The 23,436-nt window shown below is 44.8% G+C and carries 17 protein-coding genes and 2 tRNA genes; 10 read left to right on the top strand and 9 right to left on the bottom strand.

The window, feature by feature from the left end; genetic code table 11:
- Positions 1-117 precede the first annotated feature (117 nt).
- Positions 118-804, top strand: a complete 687-nt coding sequence (locus M9189_RS11355) for a redox-sensing transcriptional repressor Rex (RefSeq protein ID WP_250723338.1) — start codon at positions 118-120, stop codon at positions 802-804.
- On the opposite strand, the gene M9189_RS11350 is transcribed toward M9189_RS11355, so the two are convergent.
- The 3 genes from M9189_RS11350 to M9189_RS11340 form a co-directional block, all read right to left on the bottom strand.
- Positions 788-2,149: a sensor histidine kinase gene (locus M9189_RS11350; RefSeq protein WP_250723336.1), complete on the bottom strand. Its 1,362-nt coding sequence runs from the start codon at positions 2,147-2,149 to the stop codon at positions 788-790. The two genes, M9189_RS11355 and M9189_RS11350, sit on opposite strands and share 17 nt — an antisense overlap.
- Positions 2,139-3,515 (bottom strand): sigma-54-dependent transcriptional regulator, encoded by a 1,377-nt coding sequence (locus M9189_RS11345; RefSeq protein WP_250723334.1) that lies wholly within the window; start codon positions 3,513-3,515, stop codon positions 2,139-2,141. The genes M9189_RS11350 and M9189_RS11345 overlap by 11 nt, the downstream gene beginning before the upstream one ends.
- A gap of 121 nt (positions 3,516-3,636) precedes the next feature.
- Positions 3,637-4,851: an IS4 family transposase gene (locus tag M9189_RS11340; protein WP_250723328.1), complete on the bottom strand. Its 1,215-nt coding sequence runs from the start codon at positions 4,849-4,851 to the stop codon at positions 3,637-3,639.
- Positions 4,852-5,236: 385 nt separating this feature from the next.
- On the opposite strand from M9189_RS11340, the gene M9189_RS11335 reads away from it, so the two are divergent.
- The 3 genes from M9189_RS11335 (at position 5,237) to secDF (ending at position 11,512) form a co-directional block, all read left to right on the top strand.
- Complete coding sequence (locus tag M9189_RS11335) at positions 5,237-5,932, top strand: ABC transporter ATP-binding protein (protein WP_250723333.1); 696 nt, start codon at positions 5,237-5,239, stop codon at positions 5,930-5,932.
- Positions 5,933-5,941: 9 nt separating this feature from the next.
- Positions 5,942-8,362: an ABC transporter permease gene (locus M9189_RS11330; RefSeq protein WP_250723332.1), complete on the top strand. Its 2,421-nt coding sequence runs from the start codon at positions 5,942-5,944 to the stop codon at positions 8,360-8,362.
- A 90-nt stretch (positions 8,363-8,452) separates the two neighbouring features.
- A complete protein-coding gene (gene secDF, locus M9189_RS11325; protein ID WP_250723330.1) occupies positions 8,453-11,512 on the top strand; it encodes a protein translocase subunit SecDF in 3,060 nt (1,019 codons plus the stop codon).
- A 180-nt stretch (positions 11,513-11,692) separates the two neighbouring features.
- On the opposite strand, the gene M9189_RS11320 is transcribed toward secDF, so the two are convergent.
- A complete protein-coding gene (locus tag M9189_RS11320; protein WP_250723328.1) occupies positions 11,693-12,907 on the bottom strand; it encodes an IS4 family transposase in 1,215 nt (404 codons plus the stop codon).
- 124 nt (positions 12,908-13,031) lie between these two features.
- On the opposite strand from M9189_RS11320, the gene M9189_RS11315 reads away from it, so the two are divergent.
- The 3 genes from M9189_RS11315 to M9189_RS11305 all read left to right on the top strand — a co-directional run bounded on the left by M9189_RS11315 (position 13,032) and on the right by M9189_RS11305 (position 14,795).
- The gene (locus tag M9189_RS11315; RefSeq protein WP_250723326.1) at positions 13,032-13,235 is read left to right on the top strand and encodes a Sec-independent protein translocase subunit TatA/TatB; all 204 of its coding nucleotides are present in this window, start codon (positions 13,032-13,034) and stop codon (positions 13,233-13,235) included.
- A gap of 114 nt (positions 13,236-13,349) precedes the next feature.
- Positions 13,350-14,003 carry an ABC transporter ATP-binding protein gene (locus M9189_RS11310; protein WP_250723324.1) on the top strand — a complete coding sequence of 218 codons (654 nt, stop codon included), beginning with the start codon at positions 13,350-13,352 and terminating at the stop codon, positions 14,001-14,003.
- A gap of 12 nt (positions 14,004-14,015) precedes the next feature.
- A complete protein-coding gene (locus M9189_RS11305; RefSeq protein ID WP_250723322.1) occupies positions 14,016-14,795 on the top strand; it encodes a TIGR02757 family protein in 780 nt (259 codons plus the stop codon).
- 72 nt (positions 14,796-14,867) lie between these two features.
- On the opposite strand, the gene M9189_RS11300 is transcribed toward M9189_RS11305, so the two are convergent.
- The gene (locus tag M9189_RS11300) at positions 14,868-15,038 is read right to left on the bottom strand and encodes a hypothetical protein (RefSeq protein WP_250723321.1); all 171 of its coding nucleotides are present in this window, start codon (positions 15,036-15,038) and stop codon (positions 14,868-14,870) included.
- A gap of 213 nt (positions 15,039-15,251) precedes the next feature.
- Here M9189_RS11300 and mutS point away from each other — a divergent pair, with 213 nt between their 5' ends.
- The 3 genes from mutS (at position 15,252) to M9189_RS11285 (ending at position 18,266) form a co-directional block, all read left to right on the top strand.
- On the top strand, positions 15,252-17,867 hold the full coding sequence (mutS, locus tag M9189_RS11295) for a DNA mismatch repair protein MutS (RefSeq protein WP_250723319.1): 2,616 nt from the start codon (positions 15,252-15,254) through the stop codon (positions 17,865-17,867).
- A gap of 183 nt (positions 17,868-18,050) precedes the next feature.
- A tRNA-Gly gene (locus M9189_RS11290) sits at positions 18,051-18,126 on the top strand.
- A gap of 55 nt (positions 18,127-18,181) precedes the next feature.
- A tRNA-Leu gene (locus M9189_RS11285) sits at positions 18,182-18,266 on the top strand.
- A gap of 153 nt (positions 18,267-18,419) precedes the next feature.
- Here the strand turns inward: M9189_RS11285 and M9189_RS11280 are convergent.
- From M9189_RS11280 to M9189_RS11265, 4 genes are all read right to left on the bottom strand, one after another.
- The gene (locus tag M9189_RS11280; protein ID WP_250723317.1) at positions 18,420-19,475 is read right to left on the bottom strand and encodes a transposase; all 1,056 of its coding nucleotides are present in this window, start codon (positions 19,473-19,475) and stop codon (positions 18,420-18,422) included.
- On the bottom strand, positions 19,468-19,821 hold the full coding sequence (locus tag M9189_RS11275) for an ISAon1 family transposase N-terminal region protein (RefSeq protein ID WP_088656172.1): 354 nt from the start codon (positions 19,819-19,821) through the stop codon (positions 19,468-19,470). The genes M9189_RS11280 and M9189_RS11275 overlap by 8 nt, the downstream gene beginning before the upstream one ends.
- 943 nt (positions 19,822-20,764) lie before the next feature.
- Positions 20,765-22,165 carry an MFS transporter gene (locus M9189_RS11270; RefSeq protein ID WP_250723315.1) on the bottom strand — a complete coding sequence of 467 codons (1,401 nt, stop codon included), beginning with the start codon at positions 22,163-22,165 and terminating at the stop codon, positions 20,765-20,767.
- Positions 22,166-22,167: 2 nt separating this feature from the next.
- On the bottom strand, positions 22,168-23,367 hold the full coding sequence (locus M9189_RS11265) for an AGE family epimerase/isomerase (RefSeq protein WP_250723313.1): 1,200 nt from the start codon (positions 23,365-23,367) through the stop codon (positions 22,168-22,170).
- Between the last annotated feature and the right edge of the window lie 69 nt (positions 23,368-23,436).

Here is a 23,436-nt window from a genome sequence, read left to right as displayed (position 1 = left end):
TCAATAGACTGCCATAAGCGGTCTATTTTTTTTGTCCTTAATAGTTATTAGAGAATTGTTTCTTTAATCAAAAATCTTTCTATTTTTGCGTATAAGACGTTTTAAATCAACCACAATATGGCTGAAGGAAATATTAGGAAGAAGAGTACTTTGGTACCCGAGCCGGCACTGAGACGTATGCCTTGTTACCTGGCTTATCTGAAGCTTGCGCGCAACAAAGGCAATCAGTACGTGTCATCCACCATGATAGCCCGTGATAACGGAGTGGATCCGACTCAGGTCACAAAGGATCTATCATATACGGGTATAAGCGGAAAGACCAGGGTAGGATATGAGGTCGAACCATTGATTGAGGCTTTGGAAGATTTCCTTGGCTTCAAGGAGATGGATCATGCTTTTTTATTTGGTGCTGGAAGCTTAGGTACTGCACTTTTGCACGACCATGGTTTGGATCAGTATGGACTTGATATTGTTGGTGCCTTTGATGTCAATCCCCTGGTGATAGGACACTCTATTGGAGGTGTTTCAATCGAGCATATCGATGAGTTTCTCAAGAAGAAAGATCATGGAATAAAGATTGGCATATTGACTACACCTGCGGCAAGTGCGCAGGAAGTAGCCAATATGATGGTATCTAACGGAATCAAGGCAATTTGGAATTTTACCCCGGTTCGTATTTCGGCACCCGAGAATGTTGTTGTGCAAAACACATCACTCTATGCTCACCTGGCAGTGATGTTCAACCGGTTATACGCTCTTGAGGCTGCAGAACAGGCTGGACTGGACTCTAAAAAGTCAGAGTAATAATTGTTTCCTTCTCCGGTTCCGAAAATGCATTGAGGCTTCCTCCGTGAAGCCTCATTATTTGTCTTGAGAGGCTAAGGCCGATGCCAGAGCCTAGAGGCTTTGTAGAAAAGAAAGGGATAAATATTTTATCTAAAACTTCAGGAAGAATTCCCGGTCCGTTATCTACTACCTGAATTGTAATCTTCCCTCTTCTATTGAGGAAGGCGCGCAGTTGAATACGTGCATTGGTGCGATGCTCCAATGCGTGCATTGAATTCTTAATAAGGTTGATTAATACCTGTTCGATAAGCATTTCATCAGCCGATAATTCAAGTGTTGGAGGCTCGACAATCAGAGTGCATTCGATGTTGAGAGCTTCAAGTTCGGCCCGGTGTAGTTCGTATATGTTGTTAAGCAACCTTGAAACCTGGAATATTGTGAAGTTTGGTGTAGGTATTCGGGTCAGGTTACGGTAAGTGTTTACAAACTGGATCAAACCTTCAGTGCGTTTCTGGATAGTACTGAGAGCCGAACTTATTTCCTGAAGCTCTTCAGTTATTTCTACGTTTTGTTCATTGGCTCCAGCCCTTTCAATAATGTCGTTGATCAGACCATTGACTGTAGATGAAAGGGATGAGATAGGAGTGATGGAGTTCATAATCTCATGGGTCAAAACGCGGATAAGTTTCTGCCAGGACTCCATTTCCTTGTCGTCAAGCTCGTGCTGGATGTTCTTGATAGACACCAGCATTATGTTGCGGTTGTGGATCTTAAATTCAGTACCGTATATAGATAGTTGCAGCAGGTCATCTTTGTCCCTGACCTTTACCAGTGCATTTTCCCCATGCTTGATTGTAAGAAGCTTTTGAACCAGTTCATGACTATAGCTGCTTAATACCTGTATATTAGGAAGATTTCTTACCTGAAAAAGCCTCTTTGTGGCATTGTTGATAAGCTCTACAGATCCGTCACGTTGGTAAGCAATCAGAGCTATTCCGATGTGTTGGATAATGGTTTGCAGGTAATGATAACTCTCCTCCTTTTCTGCCCTTACTGACTGAAAGTCGCGAATCACCTCATTGAGGGTAGTTTTAAGCTTGTTGAGCGAAGAGTCGGTGCTTTCCACCTGAAAAGTACGTGTGAAGTCAGAATATCTGATAGATTGGAGGAAGCTGTTGAGAAGCTGATTTGTCTTGTCAACGTGTCTAATCAACAGCATAATCTGAACAACTGCAAAAAGTAAAACTGCTATAGTTGTGAAAGTCAGCTGTGTCTTATTGACCAGATAAACAAATACGAATATAGTTCCGGTAAGGAGCAATATCCTGATTATAAGTTCACTTCTAAATCTACTAAAGCCCATACTTTTCAAGTCTTCTGTAAAGGGAGGTTCTGGTCAGCCCCAGTTCTGAGGCTGCTTTGGAAACGTTACCCTTGTGTTGTTTCAGCACTTTTTCTATCACCTTCTTTTCAACATCATCAAGATTGTATGTGTCAAGTTCCAAGCCTTCACTCACTTTAGCATGGGAGCTCAGGTGGAAGTCATCTTCTGATAGACTTGGTCCTTCGCTCATTATGATAGTACGTTCAATTACGTGCTGGAACTCCCTTACATTACCGGGCCAAGGATATTGGGTAAGCTTGCGTATAACAGAAGGACTGGGTTTGTTGATTTGGCGGTTATACTTTTTAGAATAGATTCTTATGAAATGTTCAGCAAGGACTGGGATATCCTCAGGGCGGTCACGCAGTGCAGGCAGTTCTATTTCCACAGTATTTATCCTGTACAGTAAGTCCTGACGGAAGGTTCCTTCTGCAGCCATTTGCTTGATTCCCATATTTGTCGCACTGATAAGGCGAATGTTTATTGGAATTGGTTTGTTGGCACCAACGCGTGTTACCTCACGACGTTCAAGAACAGTAAGTAGTTTGGACTGTAGAGGTAAAGACAGGTTACCTATCTCATCGAGGAAAATAGTACCACCTGAAGCAAGTTCAAAGCGTCCCGGTCTGTCAGCCTTTGCATCAGTAAAGGCACCTTTGACATGTCCGAATAGCTCACTCTCAAACAGAGTTTCACTAATTGCTCCCAAATCCACACTTATAAAGGTCTCATCATTTCTTGTGGATGCTCTGTGAAGGGCACGGGCAACCAGTTCCTTACCGGTGCCGTTTTCCCCAAGAATCAGCACATTTGCATCTGTTGGGGCCACTTTCTGGATGGTCCTGAATACCTTTTGCATGCCTGGGCTTACTCCAATAAAGTCAGCAAAAGGCTGATCCATTATTGTATTTATTTCTTTCTGGCGCTCACGAAGGTGACTCAGTTCCTTTTTTGACTGCTTAAGGCGCATGGCAGACCAGATTGTAGCAAGCAGCTTTTCATTCTGCCATGGTTTTATAATGAAGTCGGTTGCACCTGCTTTTATGGCTTTGACGGATTTCTCAACGTCTCCATATGCAGTGATGAAAAGCACTACTGCTCCCGGGTCAATCTCGAGTATTCTTTCCAGCCAGTGAAATCCTTCCTTTCCGCTAATCGCATCCTTGTTGAAGTTCATATCAAGAAGTATCACATCAAAGTCCTCTTCGGATAGGTGCTGTGGGATACGCTCCGGATCTGTCTCGGTCTGTATTAGCTCAACGTGAGGCTTCAGCAGCATCTTAAGAGCAAATAATATGTCGGCATTATCATCGACTGCCAGGATTTTTCCAACTTTTTCCGCCATAATAGCTATCTCCTGTTTTTATATATTCCAAATCATTGCCGTCCGATAAAAACCGATTTTGATTCTTCGTTACTTTTAACCGGCTTATTATCAGTCGTTTCTTTTTATAATTTTTCTATTTTCAAAAGTAAGCCCCCCTGAAAAGGGTAAGCATCTCTAAATCCTGGTCATCTCGTTGCCAATCTCGTTCCGGGTTTTCTAAAAATTTTATCAAGTGCAGGTAATTAAACAGGTGTATCCTGCAAAATGACACCAGGTTGGAGAATGCCCAAGGCCGTTTCAACCGCTTCTGTATAACCGTGAGCAAGAGGTTCACGATCAAAGCGCAATATACCTGTATTTTTATCGCGTTCTCGTTATCCCCGAGGAAGTACTTCAGGGGGAAGTTTGATTTTAACTGCTTGAATAACAGCTCTATTTGCCATCTTGTTTTATACAAGGCCGCTATCATGTCGGGCCGCATCTCGAACAGGTTGGTGAGGAACTCGAACTTCCTTTTCAACACCCTGTCGTAGAACACCACCTTGCGCAACTTCAGCTTGCTCCCGCCATCATCTTCCTTCACGGTCACCTCGATGATAGTGTCTTCCAGCACGCCGCTGTGGATGCATTCATCGATGTAAAGTTCTTGCTCCACCTTGTAAACGGCGTTCTCCTTGATGCGGGTAACGAATCCGGCTCCCTTTTCACAAAACAGCTTGAAGGCTTTATAATCGTTGTATCCCTTGTCGAAGACGTAAATAGTGTTGTCATCCGGTTCCAGTTTCCTCAACAGCAGGTGATCGTTCGTGGCAGCGGATGAGAACCATATCATCTTGGGAACGGGCTCGTCGACATTGATAACGGTGTGCACCTTGATCCCCCCTTTGCGTTTACCGTTCGAGGGTGTTCTGCCGACGCACTTCAAGATGTCCTGGAACAAACTGATAACCGTGCTGTCGAAGATCTCGACCTGCTTGTTCAACACATCTTTAAAGCGGGTGTCCGAGATCACGTGTTGGTACTCGCGAAGCAGGTCGTGGTACACGCCCGAGAAGAAATCAACGCTCCTGCGCTTGTTGGCGTCCGACAAGGTGCTCCGGTAGGGTATGTGGCCGAGCTGGAAATGCCTGGTCTTGCCTGAAAGACCGAGCATTGCACCCGCCACCTCGCGCAGGGAGGAGCATTTGGCGAAGACGCAAAACAACATGCTTATAAGGTGATCCTTAGCCGTGAAACGTTTCACGTAATGATCGGCCTTGTACCGTTTGCTGTTTCGGGCGATAATCCTTGTATCTACCATAGATATGAGCTGTCCGAATACCGATTGTCCAAAAAAATAAGTACTTTTGTTCATTGTAGACTTGTTTTGTGATGAATACAAAGCTACAATTATTAGTACGACGGGCAAAACTCAAATTTGCCCGCGTACTTTTTCTAAAAAGTTTTTATCGGACAACAGTGATTCCAAATCTACTAAAAAATGTGCAAGTTTACATTTTTATAGTACGGTTTCGTACATTATAATTTCCTGATGGCATGGTTTGTGACTTTGATTATCACATAAATCGAACCGTTATTTTATTCCGTAATAAGAAAGTGGATGCTAATTGTGTAAGGTGTTGGATATGTGTCTGATGGCCGTGTTGGTGAAGGTTTAGATTTTTGATGTGGGTTACACAATAAGGTCAGTAGGTGTGCGAAAATGAACGGATGGTGTACGGTTATGAACTGTTAGCATTATGATTCATACAAGGAATTTAGTTAAAAGTTACCGCAATAAGTTGGTAGAGACCCCGGCCTTAATCAATGTAAACATTGATATAGGGGATGGTGAATTTGTTGCTATTGCAGGCCCCTCCGGCAGTGGGAAATCTGCATTGTTTAATATTATGGGATTGATGGACCGACCAGATTCAGGAGAGGTGTATTTTAATGACATCGAACTTGGTTCGCTTAGTGAAAAGGATCGTCTGAATCTGAGAAGGGGAAAGATTGGTTATGTGTTCAGGGAATTCAATCTTATCGATGAGATGACAGTCAGAGAGAATATTGAGTTGCCACTGCTATATCTCAACCTGTCCAGAAAACAGAGATCATTAATGGTCGAAGAGGCCTTGCTTCAGTTCAAGCTTGGCCATATCCGCAATTACTATCCTCAACAGCTGACCGGTTTGGAGCAGCAAACCACTTCCCTTGCAAGAGCTTCAGTGTTTAAGCCTTTATTGGTTTTGGCTGATGAACCTACGGGAGATCTGAATTCCACTGACGGAAGTGTTATTATGGATCTGTTTTCTGAGATATGCGAGAGGGGAATTACAGTCGTAATCTTTACAAACTCCGTCCAGGATGCCCAGAAAGCCCAGCGAATAATACAATTGCACGACGGTCACGTTGTAACCGAAAGTGCACAGATGATTTCCAACCGACCGGTTTAATGCTCTGATATGCGCATATACAACTTTATACGTGCCTTTGTAAAGAATGCACTAATCAACAGGACCTACTCAATTCTGACTCTTAGTGCTCTATCACTTGGAATTGCTATAAGTCTCCTGGTATTGATGTATGTGTATTTTGAGATTAGTTTTGACAGACAATGGTCTGGCTCTGAAAGAATTTACCGCGCCTACTCCTATGGTGAATTTGGTGATGACAAAGTCAATAGTGCCATCACTCCGTTTGTATTTAATACAATCCTTGATGGAAGGGAAGGTTTAGAAAGTTACACCAGGATACTCCCTGGTTCCAGAAGGCTTATTATAGGTGATGGTATCAGGTCTATGGAATCAGGTTTTTGTTATGCTGATTCCAGCTTCTTCAAAGTCTTTGATCTGAAGTTTGTTGCTGGCGATATGAATGCCTTTTCAGCCCCTGATGCAGTAGTAATAACTGAGTCTTGTGCGGAGAGATTGTTTGGCGATCGTGATCCAATTGGTGAGAGGCTAAAGAATGATATTGGTGTTGAGTTTGTTGTAGCAGGAATAGTTGAGGATCTTGCTGAGACAACTCATCTGAGATTCGATTTTATAGGTAATCTTTCAAATCTTGTAAGCTTCCTTCGTGGTCGCAGGGATTTGCCTCAATCTGCAATTCTGGATAACTGGCTTCATTTAAATTCTTACACTTATGTGAAATTATCACCTGACTATGGTGAAGAGCTATTAGGAGATATTATTGCGGATGCTCAGGCTAAGTTAGACTCTAGTATAGCTGCGTCGGGTATAGCAGATAGGGAAGCCTTGGGGAGGGTGAGCCTGCATGTTGGATTTCAACCAGTTCATGAGATTCACCTGTTTTCAGAATTGGAGGATGAAATAAAGCCCAGGGTTAATCCTATATACATAAAGAGCTTTGCCGCTATCCTACTCTTTGTCCTTTTGATGACGGCTGTCAATTTTATCAACCTTACGATGGCAAGAGCCTCGAATCGTTATAAGGAGGTGGCTGTAAGGAAGTATTTCGGAGCAGGCAAGAGGTACATTGTCAATCAGTTTATGACAGAGGCTTTGATTTATTCCTTCATTGCGCTGTTTGTTGCCCTGGTACTTGTTGAGCAGTTGCTTCCACTCTTCAATTCGATATTTGGAGTAAAAATGAGTTCTGCCGGTTTCATCAGACAGAGTGACACAATATGGATTCTTGTGCTAACCATGATACTTGGTATTTCAGCCGGGGTATATCCTGCAGTGTTTTTCAGCGGACTAAAGCCCGAAGTTGCAATACATGGTTCAATGAAGATGAAGCGTTGGGGAGTGGTGCTTCGTGGATTATTGGTTTCCCTTCAGGTTTCCCTTACTTTGTGCCTGATGGTGTTGAGCTTTGGAATGCAGAAGCAGGTGGATTTTCTAAGGTCATCATATCATGGTTTTGAAGACCAGAATGCAGTGATTCTGGAAGCAGTAAGTACTGATTCCAGCAAGTTGATTCAGGTTGCTGACAGCCTCAGAATGCTGGATAAGATTGCTGCAGTAGGTGCAGTCAGAAACCTACCCGGGGCTGATCCCGGGTTGATTTCCTTCAGGGTAGCAGGAGACAGCAGCAGGGTTCTATTGCTTTCAGATAATTACATAGGACTATCATACTTTGAAGCGTTGGGTACAACTCTGCTTTCCGGTCGTTATCCTGACGAGAGGGCTTCAAATGAGGTAGTAATTAATGAGGCGGCTGCCCGTTTTCTGGGTTACATGAAGGGCGACAGTCTTAGGCTGGAATTGCTTGGAGGCATGGATTCAGGAGAAGCTCCGACCTATGATGTGGTTGGAGTAGTACATGACATCTCTCACATTGGATTAAAGTCTGTCGACAGGCCAATGATCTTTATCAGGGATGAGGGTATGACTGAAGCTAATCAGCTTGTGCTCAGATTTAATGAGCCTTATGGGCAGAAGGCCATAGACTCTGTTATCGAATTGTGGGAAAGGGTAGTTGCAGATGTCCCTGTCAATATTGTTACACTTAAAAGCATCAAAGAGGATTTCTACAGGGACGATGTGAGGTTTGCCCAGATGGTGACGATGTTTGCGATAATCGCTCTGCTACTTACAGTTTTCAGTCTGATAAGTATGGCCTCTTTTGAGGTACAGTTTTTTAGGAAAAATTTATTTATCAGGAAGGTGATGGCTGCTCCTTTCAACTTGCTGCTTGTATATGGATTGCGCAGTTTTGCACTATATCTTAGCATAGGAATTGTGCTAGCAATTCCTGTGTCTGATTTTCTATTGCATCTATGGCTTGACTCTTATTTGAAATCAATTCAGGTAAGTTTCTGGAACATTGCCTTACCGGCGATGTTCATGCTTGCATTATCTGCATTGGCCGGTTATGTAACAGGAAACAGGGAGCTTAAACGGGAATTATATTCTTAGAACTTGAAAATTAGTTAGAGAAAAAATCATATATTTGCGCGATTCTTAAAAGTCGTGAAAAAGTTCTTGATAAGATAAATTAATAATCAGATGCAAAACAAAGGAGCGATCAGGCTATTTGCCATTTTGCTGGCATTAGTGTGTTTATACCAGTTAACATTTACTTATTTCACTCGCAAGGTTGAAAGTGATGCGACCAAGCATGCGCTTGCAGTTGCAGGTCCGGCAGCTACGCCTGAGGATATTCTCAGATATGAACATCAATATCTGGATTCAATTCTTCATGAGCCGGTTTACAACTTCTTTGGGTTGAGGAAATATTCATACCTTGATTGTAAGGAGCGTGAGATCAACTTTGGTCTTGACCTTAAGGGTGGTATGAACCTAACACTTGAGGTTAAGGTAGCTGACGTGCTTCGTGCGCTATCCAACTACAGTCAGGATGAGAACTTTATAAAGGCTCTTGCCTTGGCAGAAGAAAAAGAGAAGAATTCTACAAAGGATTTTGTTACTCTCTTTGGAGAAGCATTTACCGAAGTTGCTCCAAATGGAAGTCTTGCTGCAATCTTTAATTCAGCTGAACTTAGGGATAAAGGTTTGACTTATAGCTCAAACAATGATGAAGTACTGAAAGTAATTCGTTCTGAAGCTAATAGTGCAATTGATAATGCCTTCAATATCATCCGTACACGTATTGACCGTTTCGGTGTAGTTCAGCCTAATATCCAAAGACTTCAAAAAGATGGTCAGGTGTTGGTAGAACTTCCGGGGGTTACTGAGCCAGAACGTGTACGTAACCTTCTGAAAGGTTCTGCAAGTCTTGAGTTCTGGGAAACATATGATAATCAGGAAATATTTGAGTATCTGATTCAAGCTGATAATGTAATTGCCCGTATCGAATACAACAAGGCTGTACAAACAGGTACCATTAAAGATACAACTGTTGCTGAAGAAGAGGCAGTTGCAGATCAGACAGTTGAAGAAGAGTTAGCTTTGCTTAGTGAACTGGAAAGTGACAGCACTGATATTGCTGCTGAAGAGGGAGTTACATCTTTGTTCTCACTTCTGAGACCCACTGGCATGGCTACTGGTCCGGTTGTTGGTATTGCATCTGGTCGCAATAGGGATAAGATTGATGAATGGCTTGCCAGTGATCAGGTTAAGTCTGTACTTCCACGAGACCTTAAGCTGATGTGGGGAGTAAAAGCTATTCCGGCAAACGAACTGGCCCAATATTATGGTGTGGAAAATACCCGAGAAAGTTACTATCACCTTATAGCTATCAGAGCCACTGGTCATGACGGTCGTCCTCCACTCGAAGGAGATGCTATTACCACTGCAAAGGAAAGGGTAAGCCAGAGAGGTAGCTACGAAATTGAAATGTCGATGAATGCTGAAGGTGCCAAGACATGGGCAAGGCTTACCAAGGCAAATATCGGCAAGTCAATTGCAATCGTTCTTGATGGTTTTGTATACAGCTACCCGACAGTGCAGACTGAGATTCGTGGTGGTCAAAGTTCTATAACAGGTAACTTTACTCCTGAAGAAGCAAAGGACCTTGCGACAATCCTTAACTCAGGTAAGATGCCTGCACCTGCAAGGATTATCGAGGACAATGTGGTTGGTCCCTCTCTTGGTAAGGAAGCCGTTCAATCAGGCTTGGTTTCATTTATCTGGGCTTTTGTAGGTGTACTGCTTTATATGATATTTTACTACGGTTTCAAGGCCGGAGCTATCGTTGACGTAGCCCTAATGGGTAACGTATTCCTGCTGATGGGGGTACTTGCCTCGTTCAATGCAGTGCTTACCATGCCGGGTATCGCTGGTATCGTGCTGACCCTGGGTATGGCTGTCGACGCGAATGTATTGATTTATGAACGGATACGGGAGGAACTAAGGAGTGGTAAGGCTCTGAAAGCCTCAATTCATGATGGTTATAAGAATGCTTTCTCAGCGATCTTAGACTCCAACCTTACAACCTTTCTTACTGGTTTGATACTGTTTATTTTCGGTACAGGACCTATCAAAGGTTTTGCTACAACTTTGATGATTGGTATTGCAACATCATTCTTTTCTGCTGTATATATCACCCGTTTAATCTATGAATGGTTGATGAAGAAGGAAAGCTTTAATGTTGAATTTGCTACCGGACTGACAAGGAACCTATTTACTAAGGTTAATATCAACTTCATACAAAACAGGAAGATCTATTTTGCATTGTCAGCTATTGTTCTTCTTGTGTGTGTTGGTTCACTTGCAACACGTGGATTAAAGCAAGGTATAGACTTTACTGGAGGTCGTACTTATGTTGTCCGTTTTGAACAGGAAGTTGATGCTTCTAAGATTTATGAGAGCATGGCAGATGCATTTGCTGGTGCCAATGTAGAAGTAAAGACATACGGAAGTGCTAATCAGATCAGAATTGCAACCAACTACATGGTTCTTGATACTGAGGAGAGTGGAGACAAAGCTGTTGAGGAAGCTTTGTATGCGGGTATTAAACCCTTCCTGCCTGAGGGTACAGCAAGTGATGAGTTCTCTGACAAGTATCTGATGAGCTCACAAAAGATTGGTCCCACTGTTGCTACTGATATGCGTTCTAAGGCTGGTTGGGCTGTGGCTCTGTCTATGCTTGGAATGTTCCTCTATATAATGTTCCGTTTCCGCAACTGGGAGTTGAGTCTTGGTGCTGTCGTAGGTTTGATTCACGATACATTGTTAATATTTGGTGTGTTCTCATTGTTTTACTCAGTGATGCCATTTGCAATGGAGATGGATCAATCATTTATAGCAGCAATCCTTACAGTAATCGGTTACTCTATCAACGATAACGTTGTAGTTTATGACCGTATCCGTGAATACCGTGAGCTATATCCAAAGAGGAAGATATCCGAGGTGTTTAATACAGCTATGAACTCGACCATCGGACGTACAGTCAACACTACACTGTCCACAATGGTTGTGCTTATTGTAATCTTCATCTTTGGTAGTGAAACAATTCGCGGATTCGTATTTGCAATGACCATCGGTGTTGTAGTCGGTGTTTATTCAACTCTTTGTATCGCATCACCAATATCATACCTGCTACTTCGCAGAAAAGCCGGTGGTGATGTTGAAATAAGCAAGGTATCTACCAAGCTGGTAGGTTAATAATATTTCTACAGATAAGAGACCGAGGGCATTTCCTGCTGGAAATGCCCTCGGATTGTTTTCAGGCTAAATATATTATCTTTGTATAAAATCATTGCCGTCCGATAAAAACCGATTTTGATTCTTCGTTACTTTTAACCGGCTTATTATCAGTCGTTTCTTTTTATAATTTTTCTATTTTCAAAAGTAAGCCCCCCTGAAAAGGGTAAGCATCTCTAAATCCTGGTCATCTCGTTGCCAATCTCGTTCCGGGTTTTCTAAAAATTTTATCAAGTGCAGGTAATTAAACAGGTGTATCCTGCAAAATGACACCAGGTTGGAGAATGCCCAAGGCCGTTTCAACCGCTTCTGTATAACCGTGAGCAAGAGGTTCACGATCAAAGCGCAATATACCTGTATTTTTATCGCGTTCTCGTTATCCCCGAGGAAGTACTTCAGGGGGAAGTTTGATTTTAACTGCTTGAATAACAGCTCTATTTGCCATCTTGTTTTATACAAGGCCGCTATCATGTCGGGCCGCATCTCGAACAGGTTGGTGAGGAACTCGAACTTCCTTTTCAACACCCTGTCGTAGAACACCACCTTGCGCAACTTCAGCTTGCTCCCGCCATCATCTTCCTTCACGGTCACCTCGATGATAGTGTCTTCCAGCACGCCGCTGTGGATGCATTCATCGATGTAAAGTTCTTGCTCCACCTTGTAAACGGCGTTCTCCTTGATGCGGGTAACGAATCCGGCTCCCTTTTCACAAAACAGCTTGAAGGCTTTATAATCGTTGTATCCCTTGTCGAAGACGTAAATAGTGTTGTCATCCGGTTCCAGTTTCCTCAACAGCAGGTGATCGTTCGTGGCAGCGGATGAGAACCATATCATCTTGGGAACGGGCTCGTCGACATTGATAACGGTGTGCACCTTGATCCCCCCTTTGCGTTTACCGTTCGAGGGTGTTCTGCCGACGCACTTCAAGATGTCCTGGAACAAACTGATAACCGTGCTGTCGAAGATCTCGACCTGCTTGTTCAACACATCTTTAAAGCGGGTGTCCGAGATCACGTGTTGGTACTCGCGAAGCAGGTCGTGGTACACGCCCGAGAAGAAATCAACGCTCCTGCGCTTGTTGGCGTCCGACAAGGTGCTCCGGTAGGGTATGTGGCCGAGCTGGAAATGCCTGGTCTTGCCTGAAAGACCGAGCATTGCACCCGCCACCTCGCGCAGGGAGGAGCATTTGGCGAAGACGCAAAACAACATGCTTATAAGGTGATCCTTAGCCGTGAAACGTTTCACGTAATGATCGGCCTTGTACCGTTTGCTGTTTCGGGCGATAATCCTTGTATCTACCATAGATATGAGCTGTCCGAATACCGATTGTCCAAAAAAATAAGTACTTTTGTTCATTGTAGACTTGTTTTGTGATGAATACAAAGCTACAATTATTAGTACGACGGGCAAAACTCAAATTTGCCCGCGTACTTTTTCTAAAAAGTTTTTATCGGACAACAGTGGTATAAAATCATAAGATATGCCAGTATTTCTCTTTGGACTGTCGATGGGTGAGCTTTTTATAGTGATTCTTGTGGCCCTTCTGTTGTTTGGCTCCAAGAGGATTCCTGAGCTCGCAAGGGGACTAGGAAAAGGTATACGGGAGTTTCGCAAGGCAGCTGAAGATATTAAGAATGAAATTGAAGGAGCTGCCGGAAATGATGATAACTCCGGAAAATCATAGAGGTTGCAGCTATTTAATTGTGGTGGGAGTTAGTCCCTGTATTAAAGGGTTGCCACAAACACTGAGAAAATTGGTTGTAAGGATCCGGACAGAAAACTACATAATACAGGATTGATGGTAGAAGGAGTCAAGATAAATAAATCCTTTGGGGATTTGAGGGTGCTTAAGGATATAGATGTTACTATCGGCGAGGGAGAGATAGTCAGCATCCTTGGTGCATCAGGAGCTGGCAAGACTACGCTTTTGCAGATACTTGGTTCCCTGGACAGACCTGATAGCGGAGAAATCCTGATTAAAGGCAATCCGATTCACAAAATGTCGGAGAGTGCCCTGGCTCGTTTCAGAAATAAGAACATTGGATTTGTTTTTCAGTTCCATCAGTTGCTCCCTGAATTTACTGCTTTGGAAAACTGCATGCTTCCAGCGCTTATAGGTGGTGTCAACAAGGTAGATGCCATAAAGAAGGCTAAAGAATTGCTTGGTTTTCTGAGCCTGAGTGACAGACTTGAGCATAAGCCTTCCGAATTGAGTGGGGGAGAAAAGCAAAGGGTAGCTGTCGCACGTGCTCTGATTAATAATCCACTTGTGATATTTGCTGATGAGCCATCTGGCAATCTTGATTCAAAGAATCAGGAAGAACTTATGTCTTTGTTTATTTCATTGAGAGACAGATTTCACCAGACTTTTGTAATAGTCACCCACGATCAGCATCTTGCATCCAGGTCTGACAGGACCATTATGATGCGAGATGGGAGTATAATTTCGTAAATATTTATTGCCTTGATCAGCGATAGAGTAAGGGACTTCCTTGAAAGGAAGGCTGAGCAGTATAATGGCAGGTGGTTTATTGAAAAAGACCCCATTTCAATTCCCCATCTTTTCACAAAAAAGGAAGATATAGAAATCAGTGGTTTTCTTGTTTCAACGATTGCCTGGGGCAGGAGGTCGATGATTCTTCAGAAGGCCAGGATACTTATGGAATGGATGCATATGTCTCCACATGATTTTGTGTTGAATGCGGATGATAGGGAGTTTAGCCGTTTGTCAGGCTTTGTGTACAGAACATTCAATGGGGCAGACTGTCAGTATTTCGTCAGTGCATTACGAGAGATTTACCTCAACAATGGAGGCTTGGAGAAGGTAATTACAGATGGTTACCGGGATGGTGGATCGGTTTATGCTGCGCTTGACAGATTCAGGCAGATATTTATGCAATACGAGCCGCTTGAGAGGACAGGAAAGCATTTTGCAAATGTGACAAAGGGATCATCCGCAAAAAGGCTTAATATGTACCTGAGGTGGATGGTGAGGAATGACGGCATTGTTGATTTTGGGTTATGGAAGGGAATTAGGACTGCTGACCTTATGATACCTCTGGATGTACATGTAGGCAGGATTGGTCGTCAGCTCGGATTATTAGAAAGAAAACAGGACGACTGGAAGGCTGTTGAGGAACTTACGCAGCAACTCAGGCTGCTGCGTCCCGATGACCCTGTATATTATGATTATGCGCTATTTGGTACCGGGGTCTTTGAAAGTGAGGCAGATCTGGAGCTTTAGGGTAAGATAAGCAAAAAGGGTATCCTGAGACTGGGACACCCTTGTATGCCTATAGAAATATTGGGGTGAGACCTAGTCTATAACCTTGTTAAGGACGATGTGAGCCAGGACTCCCGAAATAACTGCGATAATTGATGCAAGTAAGAGGGTGTTTTCAGTCTGTCTTTGGAAGGTATATACAGCCAGCAAAACAACACCGATCAATACTACAAAAACCCCCAGGTATTTGACAAATTCTTTCATGATGAATTGTATTTTTAGTTTGGCACTAAATTACAAAGCCGATATTATTTTTCAAATTATTTACTGATAAATTCTGCCATTAATGTAAGGGAAATCAGAGGGATCGTGCAATACATGGCGCAGCGCTGGGTTTATGAAAGGCGAAACTCGGGAAATTCTTGTTATATTTAGAGCTCATCTAAATTATCTTTGAAACCAAACGAACGAAATTATATGGCATCAAGAAGCGATATAGTTGAAACCCCTCTTATGAAGCAGTATCTGGGAATAAAGAAGAAATATCCAGATGCTATACTGCTTTTCAGGGTTGGAGACTTCTATGAGACTTTTGCTGAAGATGCTATTAAGGTATCAGGAATCCTTGGAATAACATTAACCAGGCGTGCTAATGGAGCTGCCAGTTCGGTAGAACTGGCCGGATTCCCCCACCATGCACTTGATACCTATCTTCCCAAGCTGGTACGGGCAGGAGAGAGAGTTGCTGTTTGCGATCAGCTTGAGGATCCCAAGTTGACCAAGACCATAGTAAAGCGTGGAGTTACCGAACTGGTGACCCCTGGCATTTCAATTAATGATAATATACTTGACCGGGCTGAAAACAACTTCCTGGCTGCAGTGCATTTAGACACAAAAGCCTGCGGTCTTGCCCTGCTTGATATTTCTACCGGAGAGTTTTTGACTGCTGAAGGAGCATTCGATTATATCGATAAGCTGCTTGCTGGATTCAAACCCAAAGAGGTGCTGTTTGAAAAGGGTAAGAAGCGTGACTTCCAGGAAAAGTTTGGTACCCGTTATTATAGTTACCCTCTGGATGACTGGGCCTTTGCTTTTGATTCGTCTAGGGATAAGCTGTTGAAGCACTTCGAGACAAGTTCGCTCAAAGGATTTGGTGTCGAAGATATGAAACTGGGAATAACGGCTTCGGGAGCCATTCTGCAGTACCTCGAACTGACTCAGCACCATCAGATATCGCACATCAACAGACTATCCAGGATTGAGGAAGACAAGTACGTTTGGCTTGATAAGTTTACTGTTCGTAATCTTGAACTGTTCCGCTCAGTTAGCGAGGGAGGTTACTCACTAATCGATGTAATTGACCGCACCATAACCCCGATGGGTAGCAGGATGCTGAAGCGCTGGGTGGCATTGCCGCTCAAAGATGTGCAGGCAGTAACTGACAGGCATGCGGTAGTGGAGCATTTCTTCAGGTCTCCTGAACTTAAGGATGAACTTCGCAGGCTTCTGTATCCGGTAGGAGATCTGGAACGCCTAGTGTCAAAGATTGCAACAGGCAGGATATCCCCACGTGAGATGATGCAGTTGCGTCATGCTCTGTATAATATTGGGCCTATCAGGGAACTGACAATGTCTGCAGATAATGAAGTGTTGAGACGAATGGGTGAGCAACTTGACGAATGCCGCAGCATTCGTGAGAAGATTGAAAGGGAGATAGAGCCGGATCCCCCGGTGATGCTTTCCAAAGGAGGGGTCGTTCGTCCGGGAGTATCAGCAGAGCTAGACGAGTTGCGCGACATCCTTTTTTCAGGCAAAGATTATTTGGAGAACCTTCAGAAGAGGGAGAGCGAACGCACATGCATCCCTTCGCTAAAGGTTGGTTTCAACAATGTATTTGGGTATTTTATAGAGGTAAGGAATACACACAAGGACAAGGTTCCATCTGACTGGATAAGGAAGCAGACTCTTGTAAATGCCGAGCGTTATATAACTGAAGAACTAAAAGTTTACGAGAGTAAGATTCTTGGTGCAGAGGAAAAAATACTATCAATAGAAGGGGAACTCTACAACCAGTTGCTACTTGAGGTTTCACAGTATATACCGGTTATTCAACGTAACTCAATGCTTCTGGCTCAGCTAGACTGTCTGCTTGGTTATGCTGTCCTTGCAGAAGAGAATCGTTACGTAAGACCTGTTGTTGATGACAGTGATGTGCTAGATATAAAGGCCGGCCGCCATCCGGTGATAGAGACAAGGATGCCAGTTGGAGAGTCATACATCCCCAATGATCTGTATTTAAATAATGACAAGCAACAGATTATAATTATAACCGGTCCCAATATGGCAGGTAAGAGTGCCCTGCTGCGGCAGACAGCACTTATAGTGCTGTTGGCACAGATTGGCAGTTTTGTCCCTGCCGACAGTGCCAGAATTGGGATAGTAGATAAGATATTCACAAGGGTAGGAGCTTCAGATAATATATCTCAGGGTGAGTCAACTTTTATGGTTGAGATGAATGAAGCTGCAAGTATTTTGAACAACCTGTCAGACCGCAGTCTGGTGCTGTTTGATGAACTTGGACGAGGAACCAGCACCTACGACGGTATTTCAATTGCATGGAGCATAGTGGAGTATATTCATGAAAATCCAAATGCAAGGGCAAAGACTTTGTTTGCCACCCACTATCATGAGCTTAATGAGATGGCTAAGAGTTTCAAGCGTTGCAAGAATTTCAATGTCTCAGTAAGAGAAGTTGACAATAAGGTGATCTTTATGCGCAAGCTTGTTGAAGGAGGCAGTAATCACAGTTTTGGTATTCATGTGGCTCGTATGGCTGGTATGCCCAAAAGCGTAGTCAAGCGCGCAGATGAGATTCTGTTGGAACTTGAGGGCTCCAACAGGAAGGGCAGACTTTCAAAACCTGTAGGCGAAATTGCTCAGCATAGGGAAGGTTATCAGCTTAGTTTTTTCCAGTTGGATGATCCTGTCTTGAGGCAAATCAGGGATGCTATAGCAGGATTGGATATAAACAATCTGACTCCAATGGAAGCCTTAAACAGATTACATGAAATAAAGAAGATTGCGGGACTCTAGCTATTGCTCTCTGTCTGAATTTTTTGTGTGGATCTACATCTGCAGGGCCTGTTTTTTAAGGGTTGGAATGAAAATTTTTTTGAGTTCAGTATTTGGAGATTTAAAAAAACGATATATATTTGCACCCGTATTCGAAACAGCAATGCAGCCAGCAGGGCTGAAACGAGAATAAAGTTTTGAAATGCGGAAATAGCTCAGTTGGTAGAGCACAACCTTGCCAAGGTTGGGGTCGCGAGTTCGAGTCTCGTTTTCCGCTCCAGTAAACGAGATCCTCAGAAAGAGAATCTCGTTTTTTGATATATAAGAAATGGTCTGCCCGGGTGGTGGAATAGGTAGACACGCAGGACTTAAAATCCTGTGGCCATTGCGGCCGTATCGGTTCGATTCCGATCCCGGGTACCTTTTAGAAGCTCTCTGATTGTCAGAGGGCTTCTTTGTTTTGTGTGCTAAATAAACGTACCTTAGTTTTTATATCGGGTTACTGGTTTTATTAGGTCCGGTAGTATGATTTGACCATATTTAGCGGATCACCCGCAAAAACATGTGTTTAGCTCATGCATAAATTAGAGTTAACCTGTAGAGAAAGAAGTTAACATCAATGACTCCTCTAAGTTGGGTCCTAAAGTGTTTGATTTTCGCATTAAGGGATTCTGCTGATGCATTGGTTGACCGGTTAACAAAGTAGTTCAAGATCTCCTTTTCTCTTTGATAGATTGTTGCTGAAACCGTATTGAATGCGTCATTTTCAAAATCAGTCACTTTGTTATACCACTTCTTTAGTGCCTCTGCCGCCGACTCCTTTGTTGCCATCTTGTTGGAAAAGATCATGCGTAAGGAGTGTGTCAGGCTATAGGCGGTTCTCAGTTTTGGAAAGTACTTAAATAGAAGCTCAGCTCTTAGCTTTTGAGTCTCGGTCCAGTTGTCGGCAGAGGTCATAAGAAGGTATCTGCTGCGTGTAACCAATTCACATAAGGTGTCTCCATTTTCAAGGTATTCGGGTTTATAGGCTTCATTCTTGCGATTAGGTTTCCTGCCACGGTTACTAACCTTATTTTTCTTTCTGCTGACCATTCTCCGATGCAACTTCATTTTGTGCTGCTCTCGATTCTCAATTTCCATTTTGCGCGCCTCACGCTTTATTTGCAGCCTGGTCTCCTGCATAGCCTCATTACATAACTGCTGAACATGAAAGCGATCCAGCGTTATTATGGCATCCGGAAAGCACTTTTCTACAATGGCATGCATGCTGTCAGAAAAGTCCATTGTGACCTCTTTAACCAGCAGGCGCGTTTCAAACGGGAGTGTCTTTACTACTTTAACAACATCGTTTATCTTCGTTCCTTTAACAATAGCAACGATGGTGCCTTTGCGCCCGCGAGCACTCTTGTTTGATATTATCGTGTAGAGCTCTCCTCTGGAAAGTGATGTTTCATCGATACTGAGAGAGGCTCCCATATTCTCAGGAAATAGAAGCCATGATTGCGCATGTTCAGCATCAGACCACTCAGAAAAACCACTTAAATGCTCTTTGTAGGCCCGCTCAAATTGGTCGCCCTGTATAGGATAATAACGCTCAAGAGATCGCCCTGTTATGGGGTGTTTATCCAACAAATTCTTTTAAAAAAGCCGCAAACTCATTGGAGTAGCGGGTGCCCTTACATATCAGGCTCCAATCTCGTGAAACGCTCTGGCCTCGAGCATCAAGCCATCGCCGTCGGCGTAAGTGAAGCACTGCCTGCCTGTCTCGTATAGGAAAATCTCCCATTAAGGATTCAGGATAAAAACCATTTGGCTTAAGCACATCAACATGGTCCGGAGGGATGTTTAGTTCTTCCAGATAGAGGTGAAGACGTTTGTCCTGCTCAACCTTTTCCTCTTCGACTTTCACTAAACTGAACGATTTGCTGATCTCCTCTGGGAGCATCAGCTTGGCTAATTCAATGTAAGCATTCATAGTGGTCTTGTTCGTTGGTACTAAAGCTACAACGCCAAGGTTGAAAAGACAATACAATAATGCTTGATACAGAGTTTAATTCCACAGGTTTTTACTGGTGATCCTCTCTTTTCTTTAATCGTGTCGTGTTTTTTCATTTGTTACGTTGTGTGTAAAGTTCTGACTAACGGTAAAAATTCAATTTCATAAAAAGCACTAATTCAACACTATACCATTTTACCGTAATCTTTAGTAATCAATGTCTTTGGTATAGGGGGCATGAGGCATAACAATACCATAAACCCATTGTCCAAAAAATTCAGAAAGAGACGATTCCGCTTATGTCCATTTCTTTATTGTTTCAATTCATTCCCATACTTAGCTCTGACTTCACCTGTTCGCCGTTGCAAAAGTTGCGTGGAGCGGAGCGTGTACATTAAGTTAAGCCTAAACCGCTGGTTATTAGTCAGCCTTTAAGGCGTTGTTTTCAGAAAAATAAACCGTATTTGCTTCTTTACTTGATATCATTTAGATGAAAATTACTCTGTTCAGTTTGTTACACTTTAGAGTCTGGCTGGAGTGGTTAAAGCATGAAAAGCAATTCCTTTGTTTTGTATCTCCGAATGCCGTTTTTCATATCAACACCCCACTAAGTTAAAAATTATTTTGTTATACCACCTTAATAGTTTGACGATTAACCATTTCCGTCCATCAAACCGCACCCCACAAAAAAAGGCCCCCGTGAGGAGGCCTTTTTTTAGATTTTAGATTTCGCTGATTTTTAAGGAAAGGTGATTTTTATAAATCGGAATGGCTTGTTCCGATTCGGGCACAAAACTAGACAAAAATTAACAATGAACAAAAGGTTTAATACCTTATTTTTTGTAGTGGGGGTAGTTTTTTGTGGGGAGGCCACGTGAGCCGGGACTTGCAAGTGTCCCGGCTCCAGGGCTTTTGGTGGGGTTCAGCTGTTTTCGGCGGCGCGTTGGCTTTCGAGGTCGGCGATGATTTGGGTCATTTTCTGGTCGCTCAGCTTGTAAAAAATCATGAATAAGCCTGAAATTAATGCAGCGGCGGCGGGTACAAGGCCCATCATGTATTTGATGCCTTTAAGGGTTTCGGGACTTTGGGCGGCGTTGGCTTCGAAGCCGTAGATGGCCAGGAGCCAGAGAGTGAGGGAGCCGCCGAGGGTCCAGCCGAGTTTTTGGGTCATGCTGCTGGCGGAGAATACGAGGCCGGTGGCGCGGCGTCCGGTTGTCCATTGGGAGTAGTCGGCGGCATCGGCGTACATCGACCACAGCAGGGGGAAGATGATGCCGGCGCAGAAGCTGATGAGGGCTTGCAGGCTGTAAATGAGCAGGAGGTCGCCTTTGCTGGTGAGCTGGAATACTACGCTGAGGGCGGCGGCGGCAAACATGGCGAACATAAAGGTGCGGCGCTTGCCGAGGAGGGCCGATACGGGCTTGGCCATGATGACGCCAATCATGTTGGTGGCCTGACCTAAAAACAGGTAGAAGGTGCTGTAGGCGATGGTCATTTTGGAGAAGTGGATGGCCGATTCGCGTACGTGGTCGTCGGCTATGTAGTACTTAAAGTAGTACATGGCTACGCCGTCGCGCACGGAGTTGAAGATGAGGGTGGCTACGCCGGCGCCCAGAAGGATGAACCAGGGGCCGTTTTTGGCCAGGTTGCGGAGGTCTTCTTTCAGGTTGTTTTTCTGCTCTTTGGGTGGGGTGATGCGCTCGCGGGTCCACGAAAAGGTGAGCAGGAAAAAGCCTACGGCGATACTGCCGATGACGACCATGGTGAGCTGGTAGGCGGTGGGCAGGGCTACGGAGCCGGCAAAGAAATCGACCATGGGCTGAAACAGTGCTACGACCAGCAGACTGCCGCCAAAGGCGAAGACCATGCGGTAGGAGGCGAAGCTGGTGCGCTCGTTGCCGTCGGCGGTCATTACACCGAGCAGACTGGCGTAGGGTACGTTAATGGCGGTGTAGGCCATCATCATAAGGGTGTAGGTGATGTAGGCGTAAACGATTTTGCCCTGCAGGTCGAGCTGGGGGGTGGTGAAGAGGAGTACGCCTAAGAGGGCGAAGGGTCCGGCTATCCACAGCAGGTAGGGGCGAAATTTGCCCCAGCGGGTGTTGGTGCGGTCGGCAATGATGCCCATAAGGGGGTCGTTGGCGGTGTCCCAAATGCGGGTGACCAAAAACATGGTGCCGGTGGCTGCGGCGGGTATGCCAAATACGTCGGTGTAAAAAATGGCGAGGTAAAAGGTGAAGATTTTCCAGAACATGGAGGAGGCGGCGTCGCCGAATCCGTATCCGATTTTTTCTTTGAGACTGACTTTTTGGGGCTTCATCATTTTCAGGCTTTATTTAGGCGTTGGTACATTTCCATGAGGGCGCGGGTGTTGTGATAGGGGCATTTCCAGAAACCGGCTTTGGGGTCGGAAAGCACGGGCTTTCCGTCGGGACCAATGCGCAGGAACCATTCGCCGTCGCGGGTGTCTATCAGCTTTTCGCGGATGTAGTCCCAAAGTACTTCGGCCTGCTGCAGGTAGCGCGGGTCTCCACTTTTTTGCCAGGCGTCGGTAAAGCCTACCATGGCTTCGGCTTGTACCCACCAGTGGCGGTCGGTTTCCAGGTGATTCGAAGATAGTTCTTTTTCGTAATACAGTGAGCCGTCGGGGGCCAAAGCTTCGTTGAGGGTGGCTTGGGCCAAGCGCAGACTCAGGTTTTTTACCTGGCCGATGAGGTCGGGCTTCCCAAGGATTTCGGCGGCTTCGTTCAGCAGCCAGGCGCCTTCAATGTCGTGTCCGTAAGATACCATGCTGGAGCGTACGCTCCAATCGTGGTCAAAAAACAGGTGGAAGTGGCCGCTTTGGGGGTCGGTAATGTGGTCGATGAATACGCGCAGCAGGCCTTCGATTTGCTGTGCCAGACGGGCATCGGGCCATACGCGATAGAGATTGGTGTAGGGTTCGATGATGTGCAGGTGGGTGTTCATCGACTTGGGCTCGTTGGCGTCTTTGGCGCTCAGGCGCAGGTCGTCCAGCGGTTGCCAGTTGCGGTCGCGGGCTTCGAGGTAGCCGCCGTGGGTGGCGTCAAAACTGTGCTTTTCTATCAGTTCAAAGAGTTGGATGGCGCGTTGGAGACTCTCGGGATCGCCACTGGCGCGGTAGTATTCGGCCAGCCCGTAAATGGCGAAGCCCTGGCCGTAGATTTGCTTGCGGCCGTTTTTCATCTGGCCCCGGGCATCTGCGCTCCAATAAAGGCCGCCGTGCTCCCGGTCCCAAAAGTGTTGCCACAGGTAGTCGTAGGCGCGCCGGGCGCTTTGCAGGTAGGCGGGGTCTTTTAAAAAGTTGTAGGCCGAGGCAAAGGTCCACAAGATGCGGGCGTTGAGTACGAGGCCTTTTTCGGCTCCGGGTACGGGCTGGCCCCGGGGGTCTAATTCACCGTAGAAACCGCCTTGCTGGTGGTCGATGCTGTGCTCCTGCCAAAAGTGGAGGATGTCTTTGTAGGCCTGGAGCAAGTCCTCTCCTACGATGCTGGTATTTCTGCTCATGGGCGCCTGATGCTGAAAGGTGGCAGCAGGGGCTCGGGCCCCTGCTGCCATCGGTGTGAATGAAACGTG

The sequence above is a fragment of the Xiashengella succiniciproducens genome (assembly GCF_023674465.1).
GTDB lineage: Bacteria > Bacteroidota > Bacteroidia > Bacteroidales > Marinilabiliaceae > Geofilum > Geofilum succiniciproducens.
The sequence above is the reverse complement of the archived record's forward strand: the minus strand, read 5'-3'. Positions and strand labels throughout refer to the sequence as shown.

What these genes read in the sequence shown, in the direction of transcription:
- M9189_RS11300 (WP_250723321.1), bottom strand. Translation starts at nt 15,038, where the DNA reads ATGAAAGAATTTGTCAAATACCTGGGGGTTTTTGTAGTATTGATCGGT.
- M9189_RS11350 (WP_250723336.1), bottom strand. Translation starts at nt 2,149, where the DNA reads ATGGGCTTTAGTAGATTTAGAAGTGAACTTATAATCAGGATATTGCTC.
- M9189_RS11345 (WP_250723334.1), bottom strand. Translation starts at nt 3,515, where the DNA reads ATGGCGGAAAAAGTTGGAAAAATCCTGGCAGTCGATGATAATGCCGAC.
- M9189_RS11330 (WP_250723332.1), top strand. Translation starts at nt 5,942, where the DNA reads ATGCGCATATACAACTTTATACGTGCCTTTGTAAAGAATGCACTAATC.
- secDF (WP_250723330.1), top strand. Translation starts at nt 8,453, where the DNA reads ATGCAAAACAAAGGAGCGATCAGGCTATTTGCCATTTTGCTGGCATTA.
- M9189_RS11355 (WP_250723338.1), top strand. Translation starts at nt 118, where the DNA reads ATGGCTGAAGGAAATATTAGGAAGAAGAGTACTTTGGTACCCGAGCCG.
- M9189_RS11335 (WP_250723333.1), top strand. Translation starts at nt 5,237, where the DNA reads ATGATTCATACAAGGAATTTAGTTAAAAGTTACCGCAATAAGTTGGTA.
- M9189_RS11270 (WP_250723315.1), bottom strand. Translation starts at nt 22,165, where the DNA reads ATGATGAAGCCCCAAAAAGTCAGTCTCAAAGAAAAAATCGGATACGGA.
- M9189_RS11340 (WP_250723328.1), bottom strand. Translation starts at nt 4,851, where the DNA reads ATGAACAAAAGTACTTATTTTTTTGGACAATCGGTATTCGGACAGCTC.
- M9189_RS11310 (WP_250723324.1), top strand. Translation starts at nt 13,350, where the DNA reads ATGGTAGAAGGAGTCAAGATAAATAAATCCTTTGGGGATTTGAGGGTG.
- mutS (WP_250723319.1), top strand. Translation starts at nt 15,252, where the DNA reads ATGGCATCAAGAAGCGATATAGTTGAAACCCCTCTTATGAAGCAGTAT.
- M9189_RS11320 (WP_250723328.1), bottom strand. Translation starts at nt 12,907, where the DNA reads ATGAACAAAAGTACTTATTTTTTTGGACAATCGGTATTCGGACAGCTC.
- M9189_RS11275 (WP_088656172.1), bottom strand. Translation starts at nt 19,821, where the DNA reads ATGAATGCTTACATTGAATTAGCCAAGCTGATGCTCCCAGAGGAGATC.
- M9189_RS11265 (WP_250723313.1), bottom strand. Translation starts at nt 23,367, where the DNA reads ATGAGCAGAAATACCAGCATCGTAGGAGAGGACTTGCTCCAGGCCTAC.
- M9189_RS11315 (WP_250723326.1), top strand. Translation starts at nt 13,032, where the DNA reads ATGCCAGTATTTCTCTTTGGACTGTCGATGGGTGAGCTTTTTATAGTG.